Source organism: Rhizobium sp. BR 315, assembly GCF_050577975.1.
In the GTDB taxonomy this organism is placed as follows: domain Bacteria; phylum Pseudomonadota; class Alphaproteobacteria; order Rhizobiales; family Rhizobiaceae; genus Rhizobium; species Rhizobium miluonense.
Genome location: NZ_JARWKZ010000006.1, coordinates 103,170 through 122,425, shown reverse-complemented (window position 1 = coordinate 122,425; position 19,256 = coordinate 103,170). Strand labels below are relative to the sequence as shown.

At 61.0% G+C, this 19,256-nt stretch carries 14 protein-coding genes; 6 read left to right on the top strand and 8 right to left on the bottom strand.

The genetic code is table 11. The annotated features are described in order from the left end of the window. Positions 1 to 44: 44 nt before the first annotated feature. The 4 genes from QD409_RS09640 (at position 45) to QD409_RS09625 (ending at position 8,018) form a co-directional block, all read left to right on the top strand. Positions 45 to 4,229, top strand: coding sequence for a translocation/assembly module TamB domain-containing protein (locus tag QD409_RS09640; protein ID WP_430762543.1), 4,185 nt, complete (start codon positions 45 to 47; stop codon positions 4,227 to 4,229). A gap of 247 nt (positions 4,230 to 4,476) precedes the next feature. Next, positions 4,477 to 5,412: an arginase gene (gene rocF, locus QD409_RS09635; protein WP_430762542.1), complete on the top strand. Its 936-nt coding sequence runs from the start codon at positions 4,477 to 4,479 to the stop codon at positions 5,410 to 5,412. Positions 5,413 to 5,566: 154 nt separating this feature from the next. Continuing rightward, a complete protein-coding gene (locus tag QD409_RS09630) occupies positions 5,567 to 6,043 on the top strand; it encodes a chemotaxis protein CheW (protein ID WP_092853645.1) in 477 nt (158 codons plus the stop codon). A gap of 301 nt (positions 6,044 to 6,344) precedes the next feature. Beyond that, positions 6,345 to 8,018, top strand: coding sequence for a methyl-accepting chemotaxis protein (locus tag QD409_RS09625; protein WP_430762541.1), 1,674 nt, complete (start codon positions 6,345 to 6,347; stop codon positions 8,016 to 8,018). Positions 8,019 to 8,186: 168 nt separating this feature from the next. Here QD409_RS09625 and QD409_RS09620 read toward each other — a convergent pair whose 3' ends face one another. The 8 genes from QD409_RS09620 to QD409_RS09585 form a co-directional block, all read right to left on the bottom strand. Then, positions 8,187 to 8,453: a formate dehydrogenase subunit delta gene (locus tag QD409_RS09620; protein WP_092849939.1), complete on the bottom strand. Its 267-nt coding sequence runs from the start codon at positions 8,451 to 8,453 to the stop codon at positions 8,187 to 8,189. After that, positions 8,443 to 9,270, bottom strand: coding sequence for a formate dehydrogenase accessory sulfurtransferase FdhD (fdhD, locus tag QD409_RS09615; RefSeq protein WP_092849921.1), 828 nt, complete (start codon positions 9,268 to 9,270; stop codon positions 8,443 to 8,445). Before fdhD ends, QD409_RS09620 begins: the two co-directional genes overlap by 11 nt. Positions 9,271 to 9,499: 229 nt before the next feature. Continuing rightward, positions 9,500 to 12,379 carry a formate dehydrogenase subunit alpha gene (gene fdhF / locus QD409_RS09610; protein WP_092849912.1) on the bottom strand — a complete coding sequence of 960 codons (2,880 nt, stop codon included), beginning with the start codon at positions 12,377 to 12,379 and terminating at the stop codon, positions 9,500 to 9,502. Positions 12,380 to 12,384: 5 nt separating this feature from the next. Further along, positions 12,385 to 13,941 (bottom strand): formate dehydrogenase beta subunit, encoded by a 1,557-nt coding sequence (locus QD409_RS09605; protein WP_430762540.1) that lies wholly within the window; start codon positions 13,939 to 13,941, stop codon positions 12,385 to 12,387. Further along, entirely contained in the window at positions 13,938 to 14,357 is a 420-nt protein-coding gene (locus QD409_RS09600; protein WP_430762595.1) for a formate dehydrogenase subunit gamma, read from the bottom strand. The genes QD409_RS09605 and QD409_RS09600 overlap by 4 nt, the downstream gene beginning before the upstream one ends. A gap of 222 nt (positions 14,358 to 14,579) precedes the next feature. Continuing rightward, positions 14,580 to 15,473, bottom strand: a complete 894-nt coding sequence (locus QD409_RS09595) for a LysR family transcriptional regulator (RefSeq protein WP_092849890.1) — start codon at positions 15,471 to 15,473, stop codon at positions 14,580 to 14,582. Between the two features lie 63 nt (positions 15,474 to 15,536). Beyond that, positions 15,537 to 15,881 carry an ArsR/SmtB family transcription factor gene (locus QD409_RS09590; protein ID WP_092849882.1) on the bottom strand — a complete coding sequence of 115 codons (345 nt, stop codon included), beginning with the start codon at positions 15,879 to 15,881 and terminating at the stop codon, positions 15,537 to 15,539. A gap of 102 nt (positions 15,882 to 15,983) precedes the next feature. Then, complete coding sequence (locus tag QD409_RS09585) at positions 15,984 to 16,754, bottom strand: SDR family NAD(P)-dependent oxidoreductase (protein WP_092849876.1); 771 nt, start codon at positions 16,752 to 16,754, stop codon at positions 15,984 to 15,986. Between the two features lie 97 nt (positions 16,755 to 16,851). Between QD409_RS09585 and QD409_RS09580 the strand changes: the two genes are divergently transcribed. Further along, positions 16,852 to 17,625: a DeoR/GlpR family DNA-binding transcription regulator gene (locus tag QD409_RS09580; RefSeq protein WP_430762539.1), complete on the top strand. Its 774-nt coding sequence runs from the start codon at positions 16,852 to 16,854 to the stop codon at positions 17,623 to 17,625. Between the two features lie 115 nt (positions 17,626 to 17,740). Beyond that, entirely contained in the window at positions 17,741 to 19,252 is a 1,512-nt protein-coding gene (gene glpD / locus QD409_RS09575) for a glycerol-3-phosphate dehydrogenase (protein ID WP_430762538.1), read from the top strand. Positions 19,253 to 19,256: the final 4 nt, after the last annotated feature.

Below are 19,256 nucleotides of genomic sequence, written 5' to 3'. Positions count from 1 at the left end.
GCATTTCAGCGCACGGCTACAAAATTGAGGCTACTGTTGCTTTCATGAGCGTATTGATTCGAATTCTCGGGAAGCTGGTGCGCTGGATAGCCTATGCGGCGGTAGCGATCCTTTTGCTCGTGATTGCGGCGGTGCTCGTCGTCGGCATGGTACCCTCTGCAACAAGCTATGCCGTCGACCAGGTGGCCAAGCTCGCCTCGACGCCGGACCGCACCATCGTCATCGCCGCGCCCTCCGGCCTGCTGAACGGCAATCTGAGAGCCGGTTCGATCACCGTCTCCGATACGAAAGGTATCTACGCCAAGGTACAGAACCTCGCCGTCGACTGGTCTCCGCTTTCTCTGCTGACGGGTACCTTCCATGCGGAGCGCGTTGCAGCCGATGTGATCGACTTCCAGCGCCTGCCGGTTTCGACGGCAGCACCCAAGCAGGAAACGCAGACAACAAGCAGCGGCGGCTTTTCGCTACCCATCGCCATCAATATCGACGCTATCGCCTTGCCCGATCTGCGCGTCGGGCAAGCTGTGGCAGGCCAGGATTTAGCTCTGACCGCCAACGGTAGCGTCAAGGCAAACAGCAGCAGCATGGGCCTCACGCTCGATGCCAGCCGCCATGATGTGCCCGATGCCAAGCTTTCCGCCGATGTCGCCTTCGCGCCGGCCGAAAACCAGCTGAAGCTGAAGACCCGGATCTCCGAGCCGCGCGACGGCATGCTGGCCAGCCTTCTGCACCTGCCGGGCGGCCCGGCCATCAATATAGACCTTTCGGGCGAGGGACCTCTCTCCAATTGGGCCGGCAAGCTGCAGGCAACACTCGACAGCAAGCCGACGGTTGCGATCAGCGGCCATCACAGTCTCTCGGCCGATGGCCTGCACCATATAGACGTCAAGGGCGGCGGCAACGTCGACTCGCTGCTGCCCCCGACCATGCGCCCTCTCTTTGCCGGCCAGACGACCATCGATGTCTCGGCAACTTTCGACGGCAAGGGCAAGATCGACATTCAGACCGGCAATCTTGCCACCGGCAGCGCCGTTCTTGCCGCATCGGGCACGCTCGATCCTGCCGGCAATAACAGCCTCAATGCCAATCTGCTCGGCACATCGGGCCCTGTCGACTTCCGCTGGCCGATGGAGAATGGCGAGGTCCGCGCCCTGATTTCGCGGGTCGATATCGCGCTGACCGGCGCGGCCCAATCGGTGAAAATCGACGCAAAGGCCGGGCTCGACAGCGTCAGCACACCGCAGGGCCAGATTGGCCAGGTCAATCTCAGCGCCAGAAGCGATGCCTTCAATCTCGCTGGCATGTCCGGCCCGTTGCAGCTCCGCCTCGTCGTCGGTCAAACAGCTTTCATCAGCGCCGATCTCAATCGCCTGATCCGGGCACCCATTGCCTTGACGGCGCCGTTGCAGCTCTCGCCCGATACTATCGGCTTCAACAACACGACGCTGGAAAGCGCCAGCATCGGCGGCACCGTCAACGGCAAATACACGCTGTCGTCGAAGGCACTGACGGGCAATTTCAAGCTGTTCGCCCTGCCCGGGGTGCTGCCCGACGGCATATCGAACAAGTTCGAGGGAACCATCTCGCTGGAGGGCCAGGTCGCCGGCACCGTGCCGACCAAGATAACGCTCTCCAAGCTCGCCGTGAAATCCAACGTCGCCGAGATCAGCGGCAATGTCGCGCTCAACGGTCAGACGCTGACTTCAGATCTCTCAGGCAAGCTGCTCGATCTTTCCAAGCTCATCCCCAATGCGCAGGGGCAGGCCGATATCGGTCTCAAGACCAAGGGTCAACTTACCGCGCTCGGCATCGACGCGACGGCCAAGGCCGTCAACGTCAAGCTGGCGGGACGGCTCCTGGATACGCTTGATATCGGCGTGACCGGAACGGCCGACCCCAAGGCACCGCAAGCGAATATCCAGGCAACCGGCGCGATCGACGCCAAGCCGATCCGCATCACCGCCGATGCCGTTTCCAAGGACGGCCGCACGAGCATTCCGTCGCTATCAGCCGAAATCGGTACCAACAAGCTGCAAGGCAAGCTGGACCTTTCGCCGAGCTTCGAGCCCACCGGTGCGATGACCTTCAACCTGCCCGATCTCAGCCTGCTCGCGGCTCTTGCAGGCCAGAAGGCCGAGGGAGACCTCAAAGGCTCGCTCGATATCTCCAGCGTCGGCGGCAAGATCGGGCTCAAGGTGAATGCCGATGGCAACGGCATCCGTCGTGACGATCTGGTCATCAGCAAGCCGGCCGTGGCACTCACTGTGGACGATCTTAAGGCCTTCTCGGCGAATGGCAGCATCCGCGCCGACACCATCGCCTCCGGCGCCAACCGCATCGCCGATCTGGCATTGACCTTCACCCAACAAGGCAGCCGCACGAACTTCGATCTGAAATCGGCCTATGACAATGCACCGCTGACGACGCGCGGCAGCGTTGAGACGGCTGGCGGCCAGACCACCGTCAGCCTCGACGCCTTCGCCGGCGCACCGCGGACGATACCGGTGAAGCTCGCAGCTCCCACAAAGATCGTCATCAAGGACGGTGCCGCGGTGCTGAACGGCTTGACCCTTCAGACGGGCGGCGGCTCCGTCACCGTCGATGGCTCTGCCGGTCAGGCCCTGAACATCAATGCCAAGATTGCCAACCTGCCGGCAAGCCTTGCCAATGTCTTCGCGCCGACGCTATCAGCCGAGGGCGTCATCTCCGGCACGGTGACGGTCACCGGCAAGGCCACCTCCCCTGTCGTGGCATTCCAGACCAACTGGTCGGGCGCCGCCACCAGCCAGACGAAATCCGCCGGCCTTGCGCCGCTCGGCATCAAGGCAGACGGCAAGTTCGCCGACAACGTCGTCACCATCAATACGAACCTGACCGGCCAGAGCGGCTTGGCGCTCAATGGCGGCGGCACGGTCGCGATCGCCGGCAACAAGGCCATGGCGCTGAAGTTCGCTGGCAATCTGCCGTTCGACGCCCTTGCCGGCCAGCTCGCCGCACAGGGCCTTGTCATGACGGGTACCGCCAGGATCGACATGCAGATCGGCGGCACCACCGCAGCACCGGCCATTACCGGCTCGATTTCCACCGACGGCGCCAAGCTTGTCGATGTTCGCCGCAACCTGACGCTCAACGGCCTCGCCGTGACCGTAACGCTCGATGGCAAGCAGGCCGTCATTTCACGGCTGAGCGGCAATCTGACCAGCGGCGGCAGCATATCGGGCAGCGGCACGGTCGGTATTGCGCCGGATAGCGGCTTCCCGGCGGATATCCAGGTGAAGTTCAACAATGCAACCTATATCGACGGGACCTTGGTGACCGCGACCGTCAACGGCACGCTCGGCGTCAAGGGGCCGCTGATGACCGCGCCAATGCTGACAGGCAATCTCAGGATCAACAAGGCATCGATCACCGTGCCTGAAAAGCTGCCGGCATCGCTTTCCGAGATCAATATCAAGCATAAGAATGCGTCCGCCGCGGTCAATGCCCAGTTCAAGGATCAGAAGCCGGAGGGGCCGCGAAGCAAATCGACGACCCTTGGCATCGACCTGCAACTTGACGCTCCCTCGCAGATTTTCGTGCGCGGTCGCGGCATCGACGCCGAGCTCGGTGGCAGCGTCACGGTACGCGGCACGGCCGCTGAGCCGATCGTGTCCGGCGGCTTCACCATGCGGCGCGGGCGCCTCAGCATCTTGAGCCGTCGGCTGGATTTCACCAATACCAGCAAGATCTCCTTCGGGGGCGACCTGACACCGGCGCTTAACATGGAGGCGACATCCTCGGCGGGCTCCACCACGATCACCGTCGATGTCACCGGTCTCGCCACCGATCCGCAGATCGGCTTCTCTTCCTCGCCCGCCCTGCCGCAGGACGAAGTCCTGGCGCAGTTGATCTTCGGCCAGTCCATGTCGAAACTATCCGCCATGCAGATCGCCCAGCTCGCCGATGCCGCAAGCCAGCTGGCTGGCGGCCGCTCCACCTCGCTGTTCGAGGGCCTGCGCAGCCATCTCGGCGTCGACGATCTGGATATTTCGACTGACTCGAACGGTCAGGCGCAGGTCGGCGCCGGCAAGTATATCAACAAGCGTACGTACATCGAGCTGCAGCAAGGCGCCTCCAACAACACCAAGGCGATCATCAATCTCGACGTCGGGCGCGGCGTGAAGCTGCGCGGTGCGGCCGGATCGGACGGCGCAGGCGAAGCCGGCATCGTCTATGAACACGAGTATTGAGTTGCAACATCCATTCTGCTGACCTGCAGCAATATTGGACTCAGCCGTGTTGATGGCAGCCGATCATCCTGCGCAGGCGGAGCGTTTCGTCGAATGGCAGGGTCATCCATATGCTTGCCATTCTGGCAATTCGGATTGAACAATCTGTCGAAAGACAATCAAAATTCGACAAATTTCCATCTTTTTGCTGTCATGCGAAAAATGAATAATGCCGACCCGACAGCCTCTAACCTTCGGAGCAATGCCGATGAATACGCAATCCACCCCCATCACATTGATCGGCGTTCCCCTTGAAGAAGGTTCGGGCCGACGCGGCGCCGGCATGGGTCCGACGGCGCTTCGCATCGCCGGCATCGAGACGACGCTGATCGAACTCGGCCATCGTGTGACGGACAGTGGCGACCTTCGCCCCGCTCCAGCAGCCGATCTGCCTGACGATCCGCGCGCCCATAATCTGAAGATCGTTGGCGCCTTCACGCGCGCGCTGGAAGCGAAAGTCTACGATGTCGCATCGTCCGGCGGCTTCCCGCTGATCCTCGGCGGCGATCACAGCCTGTCCATGGGCAGCGTTTCCGGCATGGCGCGCCATGCGGCGGAGGTTGGCCGGCCGCTCTTCGTCCTCTGGCTGGACGCGCATTCCGATTTCAATTCGCCGGCGACCTCGCCGTCGGGCAATATCCACGGCATGCCTGTCGCCTTCTTTTGCGGCGAGGCGGAAATAGCCAATGTTCTGCAGGCCGGCCGGCCGCTGGTGGACCCGACGAAGGTCTTCCAGGTCGGCATCCGCTCGGTCGATCCGCGCGAGCGCGAGGAAATCCGCGAGCACGGCGTCAACGTCTTCGACATGCGCTCCCTCGACGAGCAGGGCGTCGCCGCCATCATGCGCAAGGTGCTGGACACCGTCAGCGCTGCCAATGGCCTGTTGCATGTCAGCTTCGACGTCGACTTCCTCGATCCGGATATCGCACCGGGCGTCGGTACGACGGTGCCAGGCGGCGCCACCTACCGCGAGGCGCATCTCATCATGGAAATGCTTTCCGACAGCAGCCTTGTCTCGTCGCTCGATCTCGTCGAGCTCAACCCCTTCCTCGACGATCGCGGCAAGAGCGCGCGCGTTCTCGTGGAGATGGCAGCAAGCCTCTTCGGCCGCCGCATCTTCGATCGCCCGACGCGAGCCGCCTAAGCGCTTTTCTTGGTGATCCAGAGCCCATTGGGCCGGGATCACACCTCAGCACCCTCAAAACCTTGTCGGCAGATTTAGGTTTAAGCAATGTTCTTGCTCTATCTTGACCTGAACGCGCCGGATTTGGCGCCAAGGTTCAATGGGAAGAACGTTCATGGCCACGATCAATTCCACCAGCTTCAGCGGCGAAACTCTGGAGATCATTGCCTTCCGGCTGCATGATCAGGAATTCTGCGTCAAGACCACCACGATCCGCGAAATCCGCGGCTGGGCGCCGTCCACGCCGATTCCGCATGCCCCGGCCGATGTCATCGGCGTCATGAACCTGCGCGGCTCGGTGATCCCGATCATCGACCTTGCCTACAAGCTCGGCATGCAGAGCACGGTCGCCAATGAGCGCAGCGCCATTGTCGTCGCCGAAGTGCACAACATGGTCATCGGTATGTTGGTCGACCGCGTCTCCGACATCCTCACGATCGCCTCCAGCCAGGTGCAGCCGGTTCCGGAAGTTACCGCCTCCTTCGACCGCGCCTATTGCGAAGGTATTATCGCCACCGAGAACGGAATGATCTGCTTCCTGAACCTTGCCAAAATGTTCAAGGAAAATGAAACGGAAGAACTGGCGGCATAACTCTTTCCGCACCGCCCGTCTTTGAAAGCCGTCACCTTTCGGGTGGCGGCTTTTTTATTCCCTACTAATTTTAGATAGTTATATTTTATTTAAATTGTAATTTCTAATAAGCTTAATTTCATTCAAAATTAAGGGACCCTCTCCATCATCGATTGTGAAGCGAGGAGAGAAAATACAATCTCCACATTCCGACCATTCCCATGCGGAGCGCCGTATGCGGTGCGCCGACGTGTACGGCCGCCCGCTTCGATGCCATGAAGTGGACGCCCGGCAAGCGTGAGCTCTCTGAGAGGGAAAAGGAATGTTCAGCCTATCATCGGATGCCAGCCGCATTCTGTCCGCCGTTTCCAAATCGCAGGCCATCATCGAATTCGATCTTCAGGGTAAGGTTCTGACGGCAAACGAAAATTTCTGCCGTGCGCTGGGTTATGAGCTGAAGGAGATTGTTGGCAACCATCATCGGATATTCTGCGATCCGGCCTATACCGCGACCCCAGCCTATCAAGATTTCTGGGCGCGTCTCGGCCGCGGCGAATATGATGCCGGCACCTACAAGCGGCTTGCGAAAGGCAATCGCGAAATCTGGATCCAAGCCTCCTACAACCCGGTTTTCCGCAACGGCAAGCCGGTGAAGGTTGTAAAATTCGCCGCCGATGTCACCGAGGCCAAGAAAAAGGCGATCGACGATGTCGGCAAGCTAGCAGCGATCTCCCACTCGCAGGCCGTCATCGAATTCCTGCCTACCGGCGAAATTCTGACGGCGAACGAAAACTTCTGCAATGCCATGGGCTATCAGCTGAGCGAGATCATCGGCAAGCATCACAGCATCTTCTGCGAGCCGGCCTATACCCGCACCGACGAGTACAAGCACTTCTGGCAACGCCTCGCACAAGGTGAGTTCATCGCCAATGAATTCGTCCGCTACGGCAAGGGCGGCAAGGAAATCTGGATCCAGGCGGCCTATAACCCCATCGTCGACGCCGACGGCAGGGTCTACAAGGTCGTGAAATTCGCGACCGACGTTACCTCGCGCATGAGCGCCATCAGCGAGCTTGCAGGCGCCCTGCGCAGTCTGTCGGAAGGCGATCTGACGAAGACCCTCGACCGGTCTTTCGTGCCGTCGATGGAACAACTCCGCCACGACTTCAACACCACGATCCACAGGCTCTCCGAGACGCTGACCACCGTCGGCGACAATGCCAGCGCCATCGCCGCCGGCTCCCGCGAGCTGGGCGATTCGGCGGAAGCCTTCTCGAGACGCACCGAACAGCAAGCTGCCTCCGTGGAAGAGACCGCGGCCGCACTGGAGGAGATCACCACAACGGTCGCCGATTCCAGCCAGCGCGCCGAGGAAGCCGGGCGTCTAGTCGCCGAAACCAAGCGCGGCGCAGAACAATCCGGCACGGTGGTACGCAGCGCTGTCGCCGCCATGGATCAGATCGAAAAATCCTCGCGCGAAATCACCAACATCATCGGCGTCATCGACGACATCGCCTTCCAGACCAATCTTCTGGCTCTGAATGCCGGTGTCGAAGCCGCTCGCGCCGGTGAAGCCGGCAAGGGCTTCGCCGTCGTGGCCCAGGAGGTGCGTGAGCTGGCGCAGCGTTCGGCGAGCGCCGCCAAGGAAATCAAGGCGCTGATCACGACATCGAGCGAACATGTCAAAAACGGCGTCGGCCTTGTCGGCCAGACGGGCAAGGCGCTGGAGCAGATCGTCACCCAGGTTGGCGACATCAATTCCAACGTCGCCGCTATCGTCAAAGCCTCGAAGGAACAGACGATCGGCCTCAGGGAAATCAACGCGGCGATCAACTCGCTGGACCAGACGACCCAGCAGAATGCCGCGATGGTCGAAGAGAGCACCGCGGCCAGCCTCAGGCTCGCCAACGAAGCGGACGCGCTGCACACGCTGCTCGCGCAATTCCGCCTCGCCGATGCGATGATCAGAGAGATGATGATGCGCCGCGCGGCATGATGGCCATCGCCCTTACCCTCTCAACACGAAGCCGCCCTGAAAACTCGGGGCGGCTCTGTCGTTTTGAGGCGAGGCTATCAGTCAAACGCCGCGCGGATGCTTTTCATAGGCAACCGGCCGCCCATGTGCTTGAGGGAGCCGCGACGCAGCCGCAGCCGCTTTTGAATACTAAGCCGACTTAACTTCCTCGACCGGTGCCGGCTTGTGGATCAGCGCAGCCGCTTCGAGCACCAAAGGGCTCAGCCCACTATCCCCTTGGTCGATGATCGCGAACAACTGACGCCGCATGCGCGGCTCCCAGAATTTGTTGATATGCGTGGCGACGCCTTCCACCGCTTCGCTGGCCGGCTGGGTCTTGAAGAAGGTAGCGATCTGGTTCGCCATATAGATAAGCCTTGTTTCGGTCTTGCCATGCGGCGTTTCGTTAGGCGACATCGGCGATGCTCCCCGGAATGATGCGATGAGGATGAGTGAAAATCTCGAAATCGTCGCCGCGCACCAGCGCCACCAGCGTCATGCCGGCCTCTTCGGCCGTGCGGATGGCAAGCGCCGTCGGCGCGGAGATGGCGACCAGTACCGAACTGCCGAGGATCGCCGCCTTCTGGACCATCTCGACCGATAGCCGGCTGGTGACGGCTACAACGCCTTCCGCCCCCTTATGGCCGGAACGGATGACCGCGCCGCAGAGCTTGTCCAGCGCGTTATGCCGGCCGACATCCTCGCGCACGGCAAGCAATCCCTCGGACGGAATATAGAAGCCCGCGCCATGAACTGCGCGTGTCTCGCGATGCAGCGGCTGAGCGTCGTTCAGAAGAGCGATTGCGCGGACGATATCCTTCTGCGTCAGAGAGAACGTGACCTTGGAAACGTCCGGCACTTTGCGCACGGCCTGTTCGATCGATTCGATGCCGCACAGGCCGCAGCCGACAGGACCTGCCATGTGGCGGCGGCGCAGCCGCAGCGCATCCGCGGCATCGTCGACCAAGGCGATCTGCACATCGATCCCCTGCTCGTCCTCGATCGGCTCGACCGCTGCAATCTGATCTATATCGGTAATGATGCCTTCCGTCAGGCTGAAGCCGACGGCGAAGTCCTCGATATCGGCTGGCGTTCCCATCATGACCGCATGCGACGAGCCGCCATAGGAAAAGGCGATCGGCACTTCCTCGGGGACGATGCGGAAACCGGAGTGAACTAGGCCGTTGCGGCGTGCGGTTTCGGGGACCGTGGTGGTGGGGGTGAATTTGGTCATTGTCCGGCGGGGTGTGGAATACCCCCTTCTGTCACTTCGTGACATCTCCCCCACAAGGGGGGAGATTGGTAACGCGCAGCACTCTCTTGCCTCAAGCGAACATCCAGTCTGCTGAAATCGCTGCCTATTGTCTTGCGAGTGACAACCGGCAAACTCCCAACAATCTCCCCCTTTGTGGGGGAGATGTCGCGAAAGCGACAGAGGGGGGTATGTTTCCCCACGCTCAGCCTCACTCAGCAGCCTCCATTTTCCCGACGATACGGCGCGACTGCCGCGCCTGCTCATCATAATCGACCTGCCACTGCGACGGACCGTTCGACGGTGACACCTGTACGGCCGTTACCTTGTATTCCGGGCAGTTCGTCGCCCAGTCAGTGTAATCCGTCGTGATGACATTTGCCTGCGTATCCGGATGATGGAAGGTCGTGTAGACGACGCCGGGGGCGACGCGATCGGTAATCAATGCTCTGAGCGTCGTGTCGCCGGAGCGGCTGCTGAGACGGATCCAGTCACCGTCGCGGATTCCCCGCTGCTCTGCATCGTGCGGATGGATCTCGAGACGATCCTCCGCATGCCAGACGACATTCTCCGTACGGCGCGTCTGGGCGCCGACATTGTACTGGCTGAGAATGCGCCCGGTGGTGAGCAGCAGCGGGAAGCGCGGGCCTGTGCGTTCGTCGGTCGGGACATATTCCGTACGGATGAACTTGCCCTTGCCGCGCACGAAACCGTCGACATGCATGATCGGCGAACCGAGCGGCGTCTTCTCGTTGCAGGGCCACTGCACGGAGCCCATCTTCTCCAGATAGTCGTAGGAGACCAGAGCGAAGCTCGGCGTCGTCGCAGCGATCTCGTCCATAATCTCGGAGGGATGCGCGTAGTCCCAGCCGAGCCCCATGGCCTGCGCCATCTTCTGCGTCACTTCCCAGTCGGCATAGCCGTTGCGCGGGGTCATGACCCTGCGCACGCGGTTGATACGGCGCTCGGCATTGGTGAAGGTGCCGTCCTTTTCCAGGAAGGTCGAGCCGGGCAGGAAGACATGGGCGTAATTGGCCGTCTCGTTCAGGAAGAGATCGTGGACAACGACGCATTCCATCGCGGCAAGGCCGGCTGCGACATGCTTGGTATCCGGGTCGGACTGGAGTATATCCTCGCCCTGGATATAGAGACCCTTGAAGCTGCCGTCGACGGCAGCATCGAGCATGTTCGGGATGCGCAGACCCGGCTCGTTGTTGAGCTTCACGCCCCAGAGCTTTTCGAAGATATCGCGGGTCGCATCGTCGGAGATGTGGCGATAGCCCGGCAGCTCGTGCGGGAAGGAACCCATGTCGCAGGAGCCCTGCACGTTGTTCTGGCCGCGCAGCGGGTTCACGCCGACACCCGGACGGCCGATATTGCCCGTGACCATGGCGAGGTTGGCGATCGCCATGACGGTGGTCGAACCCTGGCTGTGTTCGGTAACGCCAAGACCGTAATAGATGGCGCCATTGCCGCCCTTGGCAAAGAGACGAGCGGCACCCCGTACGAGCTCCGGAGAAACACCGGTATATTTCTCGGTTTCTTCCGGGCTGTGCTGCGGCTCGGCGACGAAGGCTGCCCAATCCTCGAACTCGGACCAGTCGCAGCGCTCGCGGATGAACTTTTCGTCGAACAGGCCTTCGGTGACGATGACATGGGCGAGCGCCGTCATCATAGCGACGTTGGTGCCCGGCTTCAGCGGCAGATGATAGCTGGCCTCGACATGCGGCGTGCGCACCAGATCGATGCGGCGCGGATCGATGACAATGAGCTTGGCGCCCTGGCGCAACCGCTTCTTCAGGCGCGAACCGAAGACCGGGTGTCCATCCGTCGGATTGGCGCCGATGACGATGACGACATCGGAATGCTCGATGCTATCGAAATTCTGCGTGCCGGCCGAGGTGCCAAAGGCCTGGCCGAGCCCGTAGCCGGTGGGCGAATGGCAGACGCGGGCACAGGTATCGACATTGTTGTTGCCGAAGCCGGCGCGCACCAGCTTCTGCACCAGGTAGGTCTCTTCATTGGTGCAACGCGACGAGGTGATGCCGCCAACGGAATCGCGACCATATTGGTACTGCAGCCGCTTGAACTCGGTGGCGATATGGGCAAAGGCCTCGTCCCAGGTCACTTCGCGCCAGGGGTCGCTGATCTTCTCGCGGATCATCGGATTGAGGATGCGGTCCTTATGGGTCGAATAGCCATAGGCGAAGCGACCCTTGACGCAGGAATGACCGCGATTGGCCTGGCCGTCCTTCCAGGGCACCATGCGTACCAGCTCCTCGCCGCGCATCTCCGCCTTGAAGGAACAGCCGACGCCGCAATAGGCACAGGTGGTGACGACCGAATGTTCCGGCTGGCCGATCGAGATCACCGATTTTTCGGTCAGCGTCGCGGTCGGGCAAGCCTGCACGCAAGCGCCACAGGAGACGCACTCGCTATCGATGAAATTCTCGTGCATGCCGGCCGACACGCGCGAGTCGAAGCCGCGACCTTCAATGGTCAGCGCGAAGGTGCCCTGCACTTCCTCGCAGGCGCGCACGCAGCGCGAGCAGACGATGCACTTCGAGGAATCAAACGTGAAATAGGGATTGGACTCGTCTTTCGGCGTCCATTTCAGATTGATGTCGCCGTTGTTGCGCGCCTTGACGTGATTGTCGCCCTCATAGCCGTAGCGCACGTCACGCAGGCCGACCGCGCCGGCCATGTCCTGCAATTCGCAATCGCCATTGGCCGCGCAGGTCAGACAGTCGAGCGGATGGTCGGAGATATAGAGCTCCATCACGCCGCGGCGGATGTCCTTCAGCCGGCCCGTCTGCGTGTGCACGACGATGCCGGGCGCGACGGGCGTCGTGCACGAGGCCGGCGTGCCGTTGCGGCCTTCGATTTCGACGAGGCAGAGCCGGCAGGAGCCGAAGGCATCGATCATGTCGGTGGCGCAGAGCTTCGGCACTTCAATGCCTGCTTCCATTGAGGCACGCATAATCGACGTGCCTTCCGGCACAGTAATCTGCTGCCCGTCGATGGTCAGCGTCACCATTGTTTCGGACTGGGAGGCCGGCGTACCGTAATCGATTTCTGGAACGAGGAACATGGCTCTTACTCCGCCGCTTCAATCAAGGGAGCCGGAGAAAAGTCCTCCGGGAAATGGGTCATTGTGCTCATGACGGGATAGGGCGTGAAGCCGCCGAGCGCGCAGAGCGAACCGAACTTCATCGTATTGCAGAGATCGGCTAGCAGCTCTCTGTTTTTCTCCGGCTCGATGCCGCGCGCGATCTTGTCGGCCGTCTCGACGCCGCGCGTCGAGCCGATGCGGCAGGGCGTGCACTTGCCGCAGCTTTCGACCGCACAGAATTCCATCGCGAAACGCGCTTGTTTCAGCATGTCGGCAGTATCATCGAAGACGACCAGGCCGGCATGGCCGATCAGGCCGTCCTTGGCCGCGAAGGCTTCATAGTCGAATGGAGTGTCGAACAAGGCGCGTGGGAAATAGGCGCCGAGCGGCCCACCCACCTGCACCGCCTTGACCGGCCGCCCGGTCGCCGTGCCGCCGCCGATCTTGTCGACGATATCGCCGAGCGACAGGCCGAAGGCCGTCTCATAAAGACCGGCATGTTTGACATTGCCGGCGATCTGCAGCGGGATCGTGCCCCGCGAACGGCCCATGCCGAAATCGCGGTAGAAGGCAGCGCCCTTGTCCATGATGACGGGAACGGAGGCGAGCGAAATCACGTTGTTGATGACGGTCGGACGGTCGAACAGGCCCTTATGCGCCGGCAGCGGCGGCTTGGCGCGCACGACGCCGCGCTTGCCCTCGAGGCTGTTCAGGAGCGCCGTTTCCTCGCCGCAGACATAGGCGCCGGCGCCGGTGCGGATCTCCATATCGAAAGCCTTGCCGGAACCGAGCACCGAGGCTCCGAGAATGCCGGCCTTGCGCGCGATTTCGACCGCTTCGGTCATCGCCGCGATCGCATGCGGATATTCCGAGCGTGTATAGACGAAACCCTTGGTCGCCCCCGTCGCAAGGCCGGCAATCACCATGCCTTCGATCAGCACGAAGGGATCGCCTTCCATGATCATCCGGTCGGCGAAAGTGCCACTGTCGCCCTCGTCGGCATTGCAAACGATGTATTTGCGGTCACCCGGCGCATCGAGCACCGTCTTCCATTTGATGCCGGTCGGAAAGCCCGCACCACCACGGCCGCGAAGGCCGGAATCGGTGACTTCCTTGACGATATCGCTGGCCGCTATGCCAATGGCACGGCGCAGCCCCTTGAGGCCTCCATGCGCTTCATAATCGTGCAGCGAAAGAGGATCGGTAATGCCGCAGCGGGCAAAGGTCAGGCGCGTCTGTTCCTTGAGGAAGGGGAGGTTTTCGACCTCCCCAAGACAGAGCGGATGCCCGCCGCCTTCAGCGAGCCCGGCATCGAACAAAGCCGACACATCCTTTGCCTTCACCGGCCCATAGCCGATGCGCTTGCCTTCGATCTCGACTTCGACCAGGGGCTCGAGCCAGAACATGCCGCGCGAGCCGTTGCGCACGATGCGCGCATCGAGACCGCGTTTGACAATTTCCTGCGCGACTGATTTCGCCACCTTCTCCGCACCCAGCGAAAGGGCGGCAGCATCGCGGGGGATATAGATGGTCAGGGTCATTGGCGCGCCTCCTTCACGAGGTCTTCGGCGCTCTCAGCATCCAGCCGGCCATGAAGCTCTCCATCCAGCATCGCGGCCGGAGAGCAAGCACAGAGGCCGAGGCAGTAGACAGGCTCGAGCGTAACGCTGCCATCGAGCGTCGTCTGATGAAAATCGATGCCCAGCAGCTGCTTGACGCGCTCTGCTATCGCATCGCCGCCCATCGACTGACAGGCCTCGGCGCGACAGAGCTTCAGGACATGGCGACCGGCGGGGTGGTCGCGATAGTCATGATAGAAGGTCATGACGCCATGCACTTCGGCGCGCGACAGATTCAGAGCCTTGGCGATCAGCGGCAGCGCGTCCGGCGGCACATAGCCGAATTCCTCCTGAATCCCGTGCAGGATCGGCAAAAGCGGCCCTTCCATCGATTTCATGCTATCGATGATGGTGCCGGCACGGGCTGCAATCTCGCCCGCACCCAGATTCAAACTCATATACAGCCTCCCACGCATAATCCGACAATCGCTGCAGCAATCCCGGAAAGGCTTATGCGGCATCTCCACTGGGTGCGCGATCGGCGCACACCTGGAACAAGCGTCGCAGGCGAGAGGCAAAGGATCAATAAGGCAGTCCCGTCGCTTGATAGAAAATTTCTATCAAGCATGAGCGCCTTCCGCAAGCAATCGTGCCTCATGCAGCAGGGCGGAGACGAGCGGCGTGAAGGGCTCGCGGTGCGTGGCAACCAGCCCGACCAGATGCTCGGCATCCGGCTCCGTAATGGGAATCTTGCGGATATCTGCCGGAAAACCGAAGGAATCGGCAATATTCTTCGGCATAATGCTCGCCCAGCGGCCGGTCTGGACGTGAGAAAACAGCACGATCATCGAATTGGATTCGAGCGTCGGCTTTGCGACGACCTCGGCTTCGGCCAGATGCCGGTTGATGATTCGGCGATTTTGCATGTCCGCCGTTAATAGGCAAAGCCGAAGAGCGCCGACTTCCTTCCAGGTCACGCTCGCACGCTCCGAGAGCGGGCTGCCTGCTGCGGTGATGAGGTGGTAGCGTTCGGCATAGAGCGGTACGCTGGTGACGCGGCCGAGCGGCTCGTTTTCCAGATAGGTAATGCCGGCATCGATCTCGAGATTTTCGAGCAGGCTCAGAACCTGGAGCGAGTTGCGTGATAAAATGGAAAAGGTGACGTCCGGATGCCGTTCCTGGAAAGGCGTGGTGATCTTCTGCACCATGGCAAGCGCCGTCGGAATGGCAGCGATCCGGATGTGGCCGGCAAGGCCCTTGCGGGCCGCCCGCATCTCCTCGCGCATCGTCCGGCTGTCGCCAACGATGCGCCTGGCCCATTCCAGCACGCGCTGCCCTTCCGGCGTCAGCCCCTGGAAGCGCGAACCGCGGCTGACGAGCATGACGCCGAGCTGATCTTCCAATTGCCTGATGGCGGCCGACAATGTCGGCTGCGTCACGCCACATTCCTCGGCGGCGCGGCCAAAATGCTTCTGATTCGCAAGCGCGATGAAGAATTCCAGCTTATCGATCATGCTACTCTCCCGACACGAAAGAGTTAGACCGGCAACTTTGCGAGCGCAACATGCAAACCTGCTTCAAGCCTCAACAATCGCCGGACAGAAAGCCTCCCGCAGCGCATCGACCACAGAACAGATTTCCGAGCTTGCAACCGCATAGTGAATGAGCCGCCCCTCGCGACGCGTATCGACGAGCTTGTCCAGGCGAAGACGCGCCAGATGCTGTGAAACCACCGCCTGCGGCAGGTCGAGAAGCGCTTCGAGCTCCATCACGGTCTTTTCACGCTTGGCCAGCATGAAAAGAATAGCCAGCCGGGTTTCATGCGAGAGAGCCTTCAGCAAAGCGCTCGCCTTGCGCGCCTTCTCTGTCATTTCCTCGACATTGTGCTCCGCAGCACCACCTTGCAGTGGAGACGACGACATATCACTGCCTCTAGTGAGAACTCACATAGAGATATGCTTATAATATCATCAAACCCTACGTTGATTTAAAAAAGACCCGAAAACCAAAAAAGGTCCGACTTTTCAGCATATAAGCTGGCCGCCATTGATCTCGATCACTTGCCCGGTAATGTAACCGGAGAGCGTCGGCGCGGCGAGAAAAAGGTAGGCTGGAGCGCAGTCTCCGGGCGTTCCCAGGCGCTGAAGCGGGATGGATTTGCGCGTCTGCTCCAGCTTTTCCCTGGACGAATAGCGCTCGTGGAAGTCGGTCGATATCGTGCCGGGCGAAACACAATTCACCCGAATGCCGTCGGGCGCCAGCTCCCGCGCCAGTGCTTTCGAATAGGTTGCGACGAAGGCCTTCGATGCGGAATAGATGGCGGAGCCGGGGCTGCCGCCGGTCAGCGCGGAAATCGACACGGTATTGACGATCGCGGCCTCTCCCGCTGCCCGCAGCAGCGGCAACAATCCCCGTGTTACTTCCATGACGGACGTCTGGTTGAGATGAACGATCTTCTCATACTGCTCGTCCGTCAACTCGCCGGCAGGAAAGCGGCCAACCATGGTGCCGGCATTGTTGACCAGCACATCGACTCGATCGAAGCGTTCGCCCGCGGCAGTGACGAAATTGCGTACACCATGGCCGGCGGAGAAATCACCCGCGATGAGGAAGGCGCGGCGATCCGCCGCCGCTTCCATCAGATAATCCGGCAGCTCGCGATCTGAGTCGCGACCGATATGGACGAGAACATGGGCACCGCAATCGAGAAACTGCCTCGCGACTTCCAGTCCGATGCCTCGGCCGGCGCCGGTGACCACGACGTTGCGATTTTCGAATAGCTTCGGATGAAACACGATAACCTCCCCAATCGCACTATTCGCGCGCCGGTAATTGCGGAATTTTCACTTTACCATATGATGACAAAAAAACGAAAGAAGGGGAGCGAAAGCCATGTTCCTGTCCGGACGCCAGACCGAAATCCTCGAAATCGCCAAGGCGGAAGGGCGCGTGCTGGTTGAAGAATTGGCGGCGCGCTTTTCGGTCACGCCGCAGACCATCCGCAAGGATCTGAACGACCTCTGCGACGGCCGCGTGCTGTCGCGCGTGCATGGCGGCGCGATTTTCCCCGGCGGCACCGAGAATGTGAAGTATGAGGCGCGCCGGTCGATCGCCGCACCCGAAAAGCAGGCAATCGGCCGGGCTGCTGCCGGCCTGATCCCCAACAACAGCTCGCTCTTCATCAATATCGGCACGACGACGGAAGCCGTCGGCGAGGCGCTGCTCGGGCACCACGAATTGATGGTGATTACCAATAATATCAACGTCGCCAATAAGTTGCGCATTTTCCCGTCGATCGAGGTCGTCATTGCCGGCGGTGTCGTGCGCGGCTCCGATGGCGGTATCGTCGGCGAAGCGGCCGTCGATTTCATCCGGCAGTTCAAGGTTGACTATGCCGTGATCGGCGCATCGGCAATCGATACCGATGGCGCGCTTCTCGATTTCGATTTTCGCGAAGTGAAAGTGGCGCAAGCCATCATCGCCAATGCCCGGCATGTCATCCTCGTCGCCGACGGTACCAAGTTCGAACGCACCGCCCCGGTGCGGATCGGCCATCTCTCGCAGGTTCACACCTTCGTCACAGACGAATGCAACATCGAATCCGTGCGCGCCATCGCAGCCGAACATGGTGTGCGCCTCGTGGAAACCTCCCGCCGGCCAATCTGATTGGCGCGGTTTCGGTCACGAAACCTTCGTTTGACATTCGTATCTGTTTCGTTTTAGATGGATTATCTTTCGATTTTCCATCTTCAAGAGATGGCTGGCCTTTGCGGAGGGGCGAGTGAGCGAACAGGTCTACGACATTTTCGTGATCGGCGGCGGCATCAATGGATGCGGCATCGCCCGTGACGCCACCGGGCGTGGCTATAAGGTCGCACTTGCCGAAATGAACGACTTCGCCTCCGGCACGTCATCCGGCGCCACCAAACTCATTCATGGCGGCTTGCGCTATCTCGAACACTACGAATTCCGCCTCGTGCGCGAATCCCTGATGGAGCGCGAAGTGCTATGGGCCATGGCGCCGCACATCATCTGGCCGATGCGCTTTGTGTTGCCCTACCACAAGGGCGGCATCCGGCCGGCCTGGCTCATCCGTCTCGGCCTCTTCCTCTACGATCACCTCGGCGGGCGAAAGCTGCTACCGCCGACGGCGACGCTGGACATGAAAAGGGATCCAGCCGGCAAGCCGCTGAAGGCGCTTTTCACCAAAGCGTTCGAATACTCCGACGGCTGGGTCGACGACGCCCGCATGGTGGTGCTGAACGCGCGCGACGCCGCCGATCGTGGCGCGACGATCATGCCGCGAACGAAAGTGATTTCCGCTCGGCGTGAAGGCACCGTCTGGGCAATCGAAACGGAAAACACCATTAGCGGCGAGAAGCGCCTGTTCCGGTCGCGCATGCTGGTCAACGCCGCAGGCCCCTGGGTGGATCACGTTCTCTCCGACGCCTTCGGCAAGAACCAGGTGCACAATGTCCGCCTGGTCCAGGGCAGCCACATCATCGTACGCAAGAAGTTCGACGACCCCCGCGCCTATTTCTTCCAGAACCCGGACAACCGCATCATCTTCGCCATTCCCTATGAGCAGGATTTTACCCTCATCGGTACCACGGATCGCGACTACAACGACGATCCGAAGGATGTGAAGATCAGCGACGAGGAAACCACCTATCTCTGCAACGCCGCCAGCGAATATTTCAAGGAGCCGGTGCGGCCGGAGGATATCGTTTGGACCTATTCGGCCGTGCGCCCGCTTTATGACGACGGCGCCTCGAAGGCGCAGGAGGCAACGCGCGATTACGTATTGAAGGTCGAAGGCGAAGAGGGCCAGGCGCCGCTGCTCAATGTCTTCGGCGGCAAGCTCACCACCTATCGCCGCCTGGGCGAACACGCGCTGGAGAAGATCGGCGAAGCCATCGGCCTGAAAGGCACGCCCTGGACGGCCAAGAGTTCGCTGCCGGGCGGCGACTTTCCGGTTCGCGGCTATGAGGCGGAAGTCTCGAAGCTGAAATCACGCTGTCCGTTCCTGACCGATTCGCATGCCCGCCGCCTCGTTCGCCGCTACGGGACACGGGCAGCAATGATCCTTGGCGATGCGAAGGCGATTGCCGATCTCGGCCGCTGCTTCGGAAGCGACCTCTACGAGGCAGAGGTGCGATATCTGATCGAACACGAATGGGCCTACACCGCCGCTGACATTCTCTGGCGCCGCTCCAAGAAGGGCCTCTATCTGTCGAAAGAAGAAGCCGCCGCGCTTGACGATTACATGGCCGGCAGCCGCGTTCACGCATAAAGCT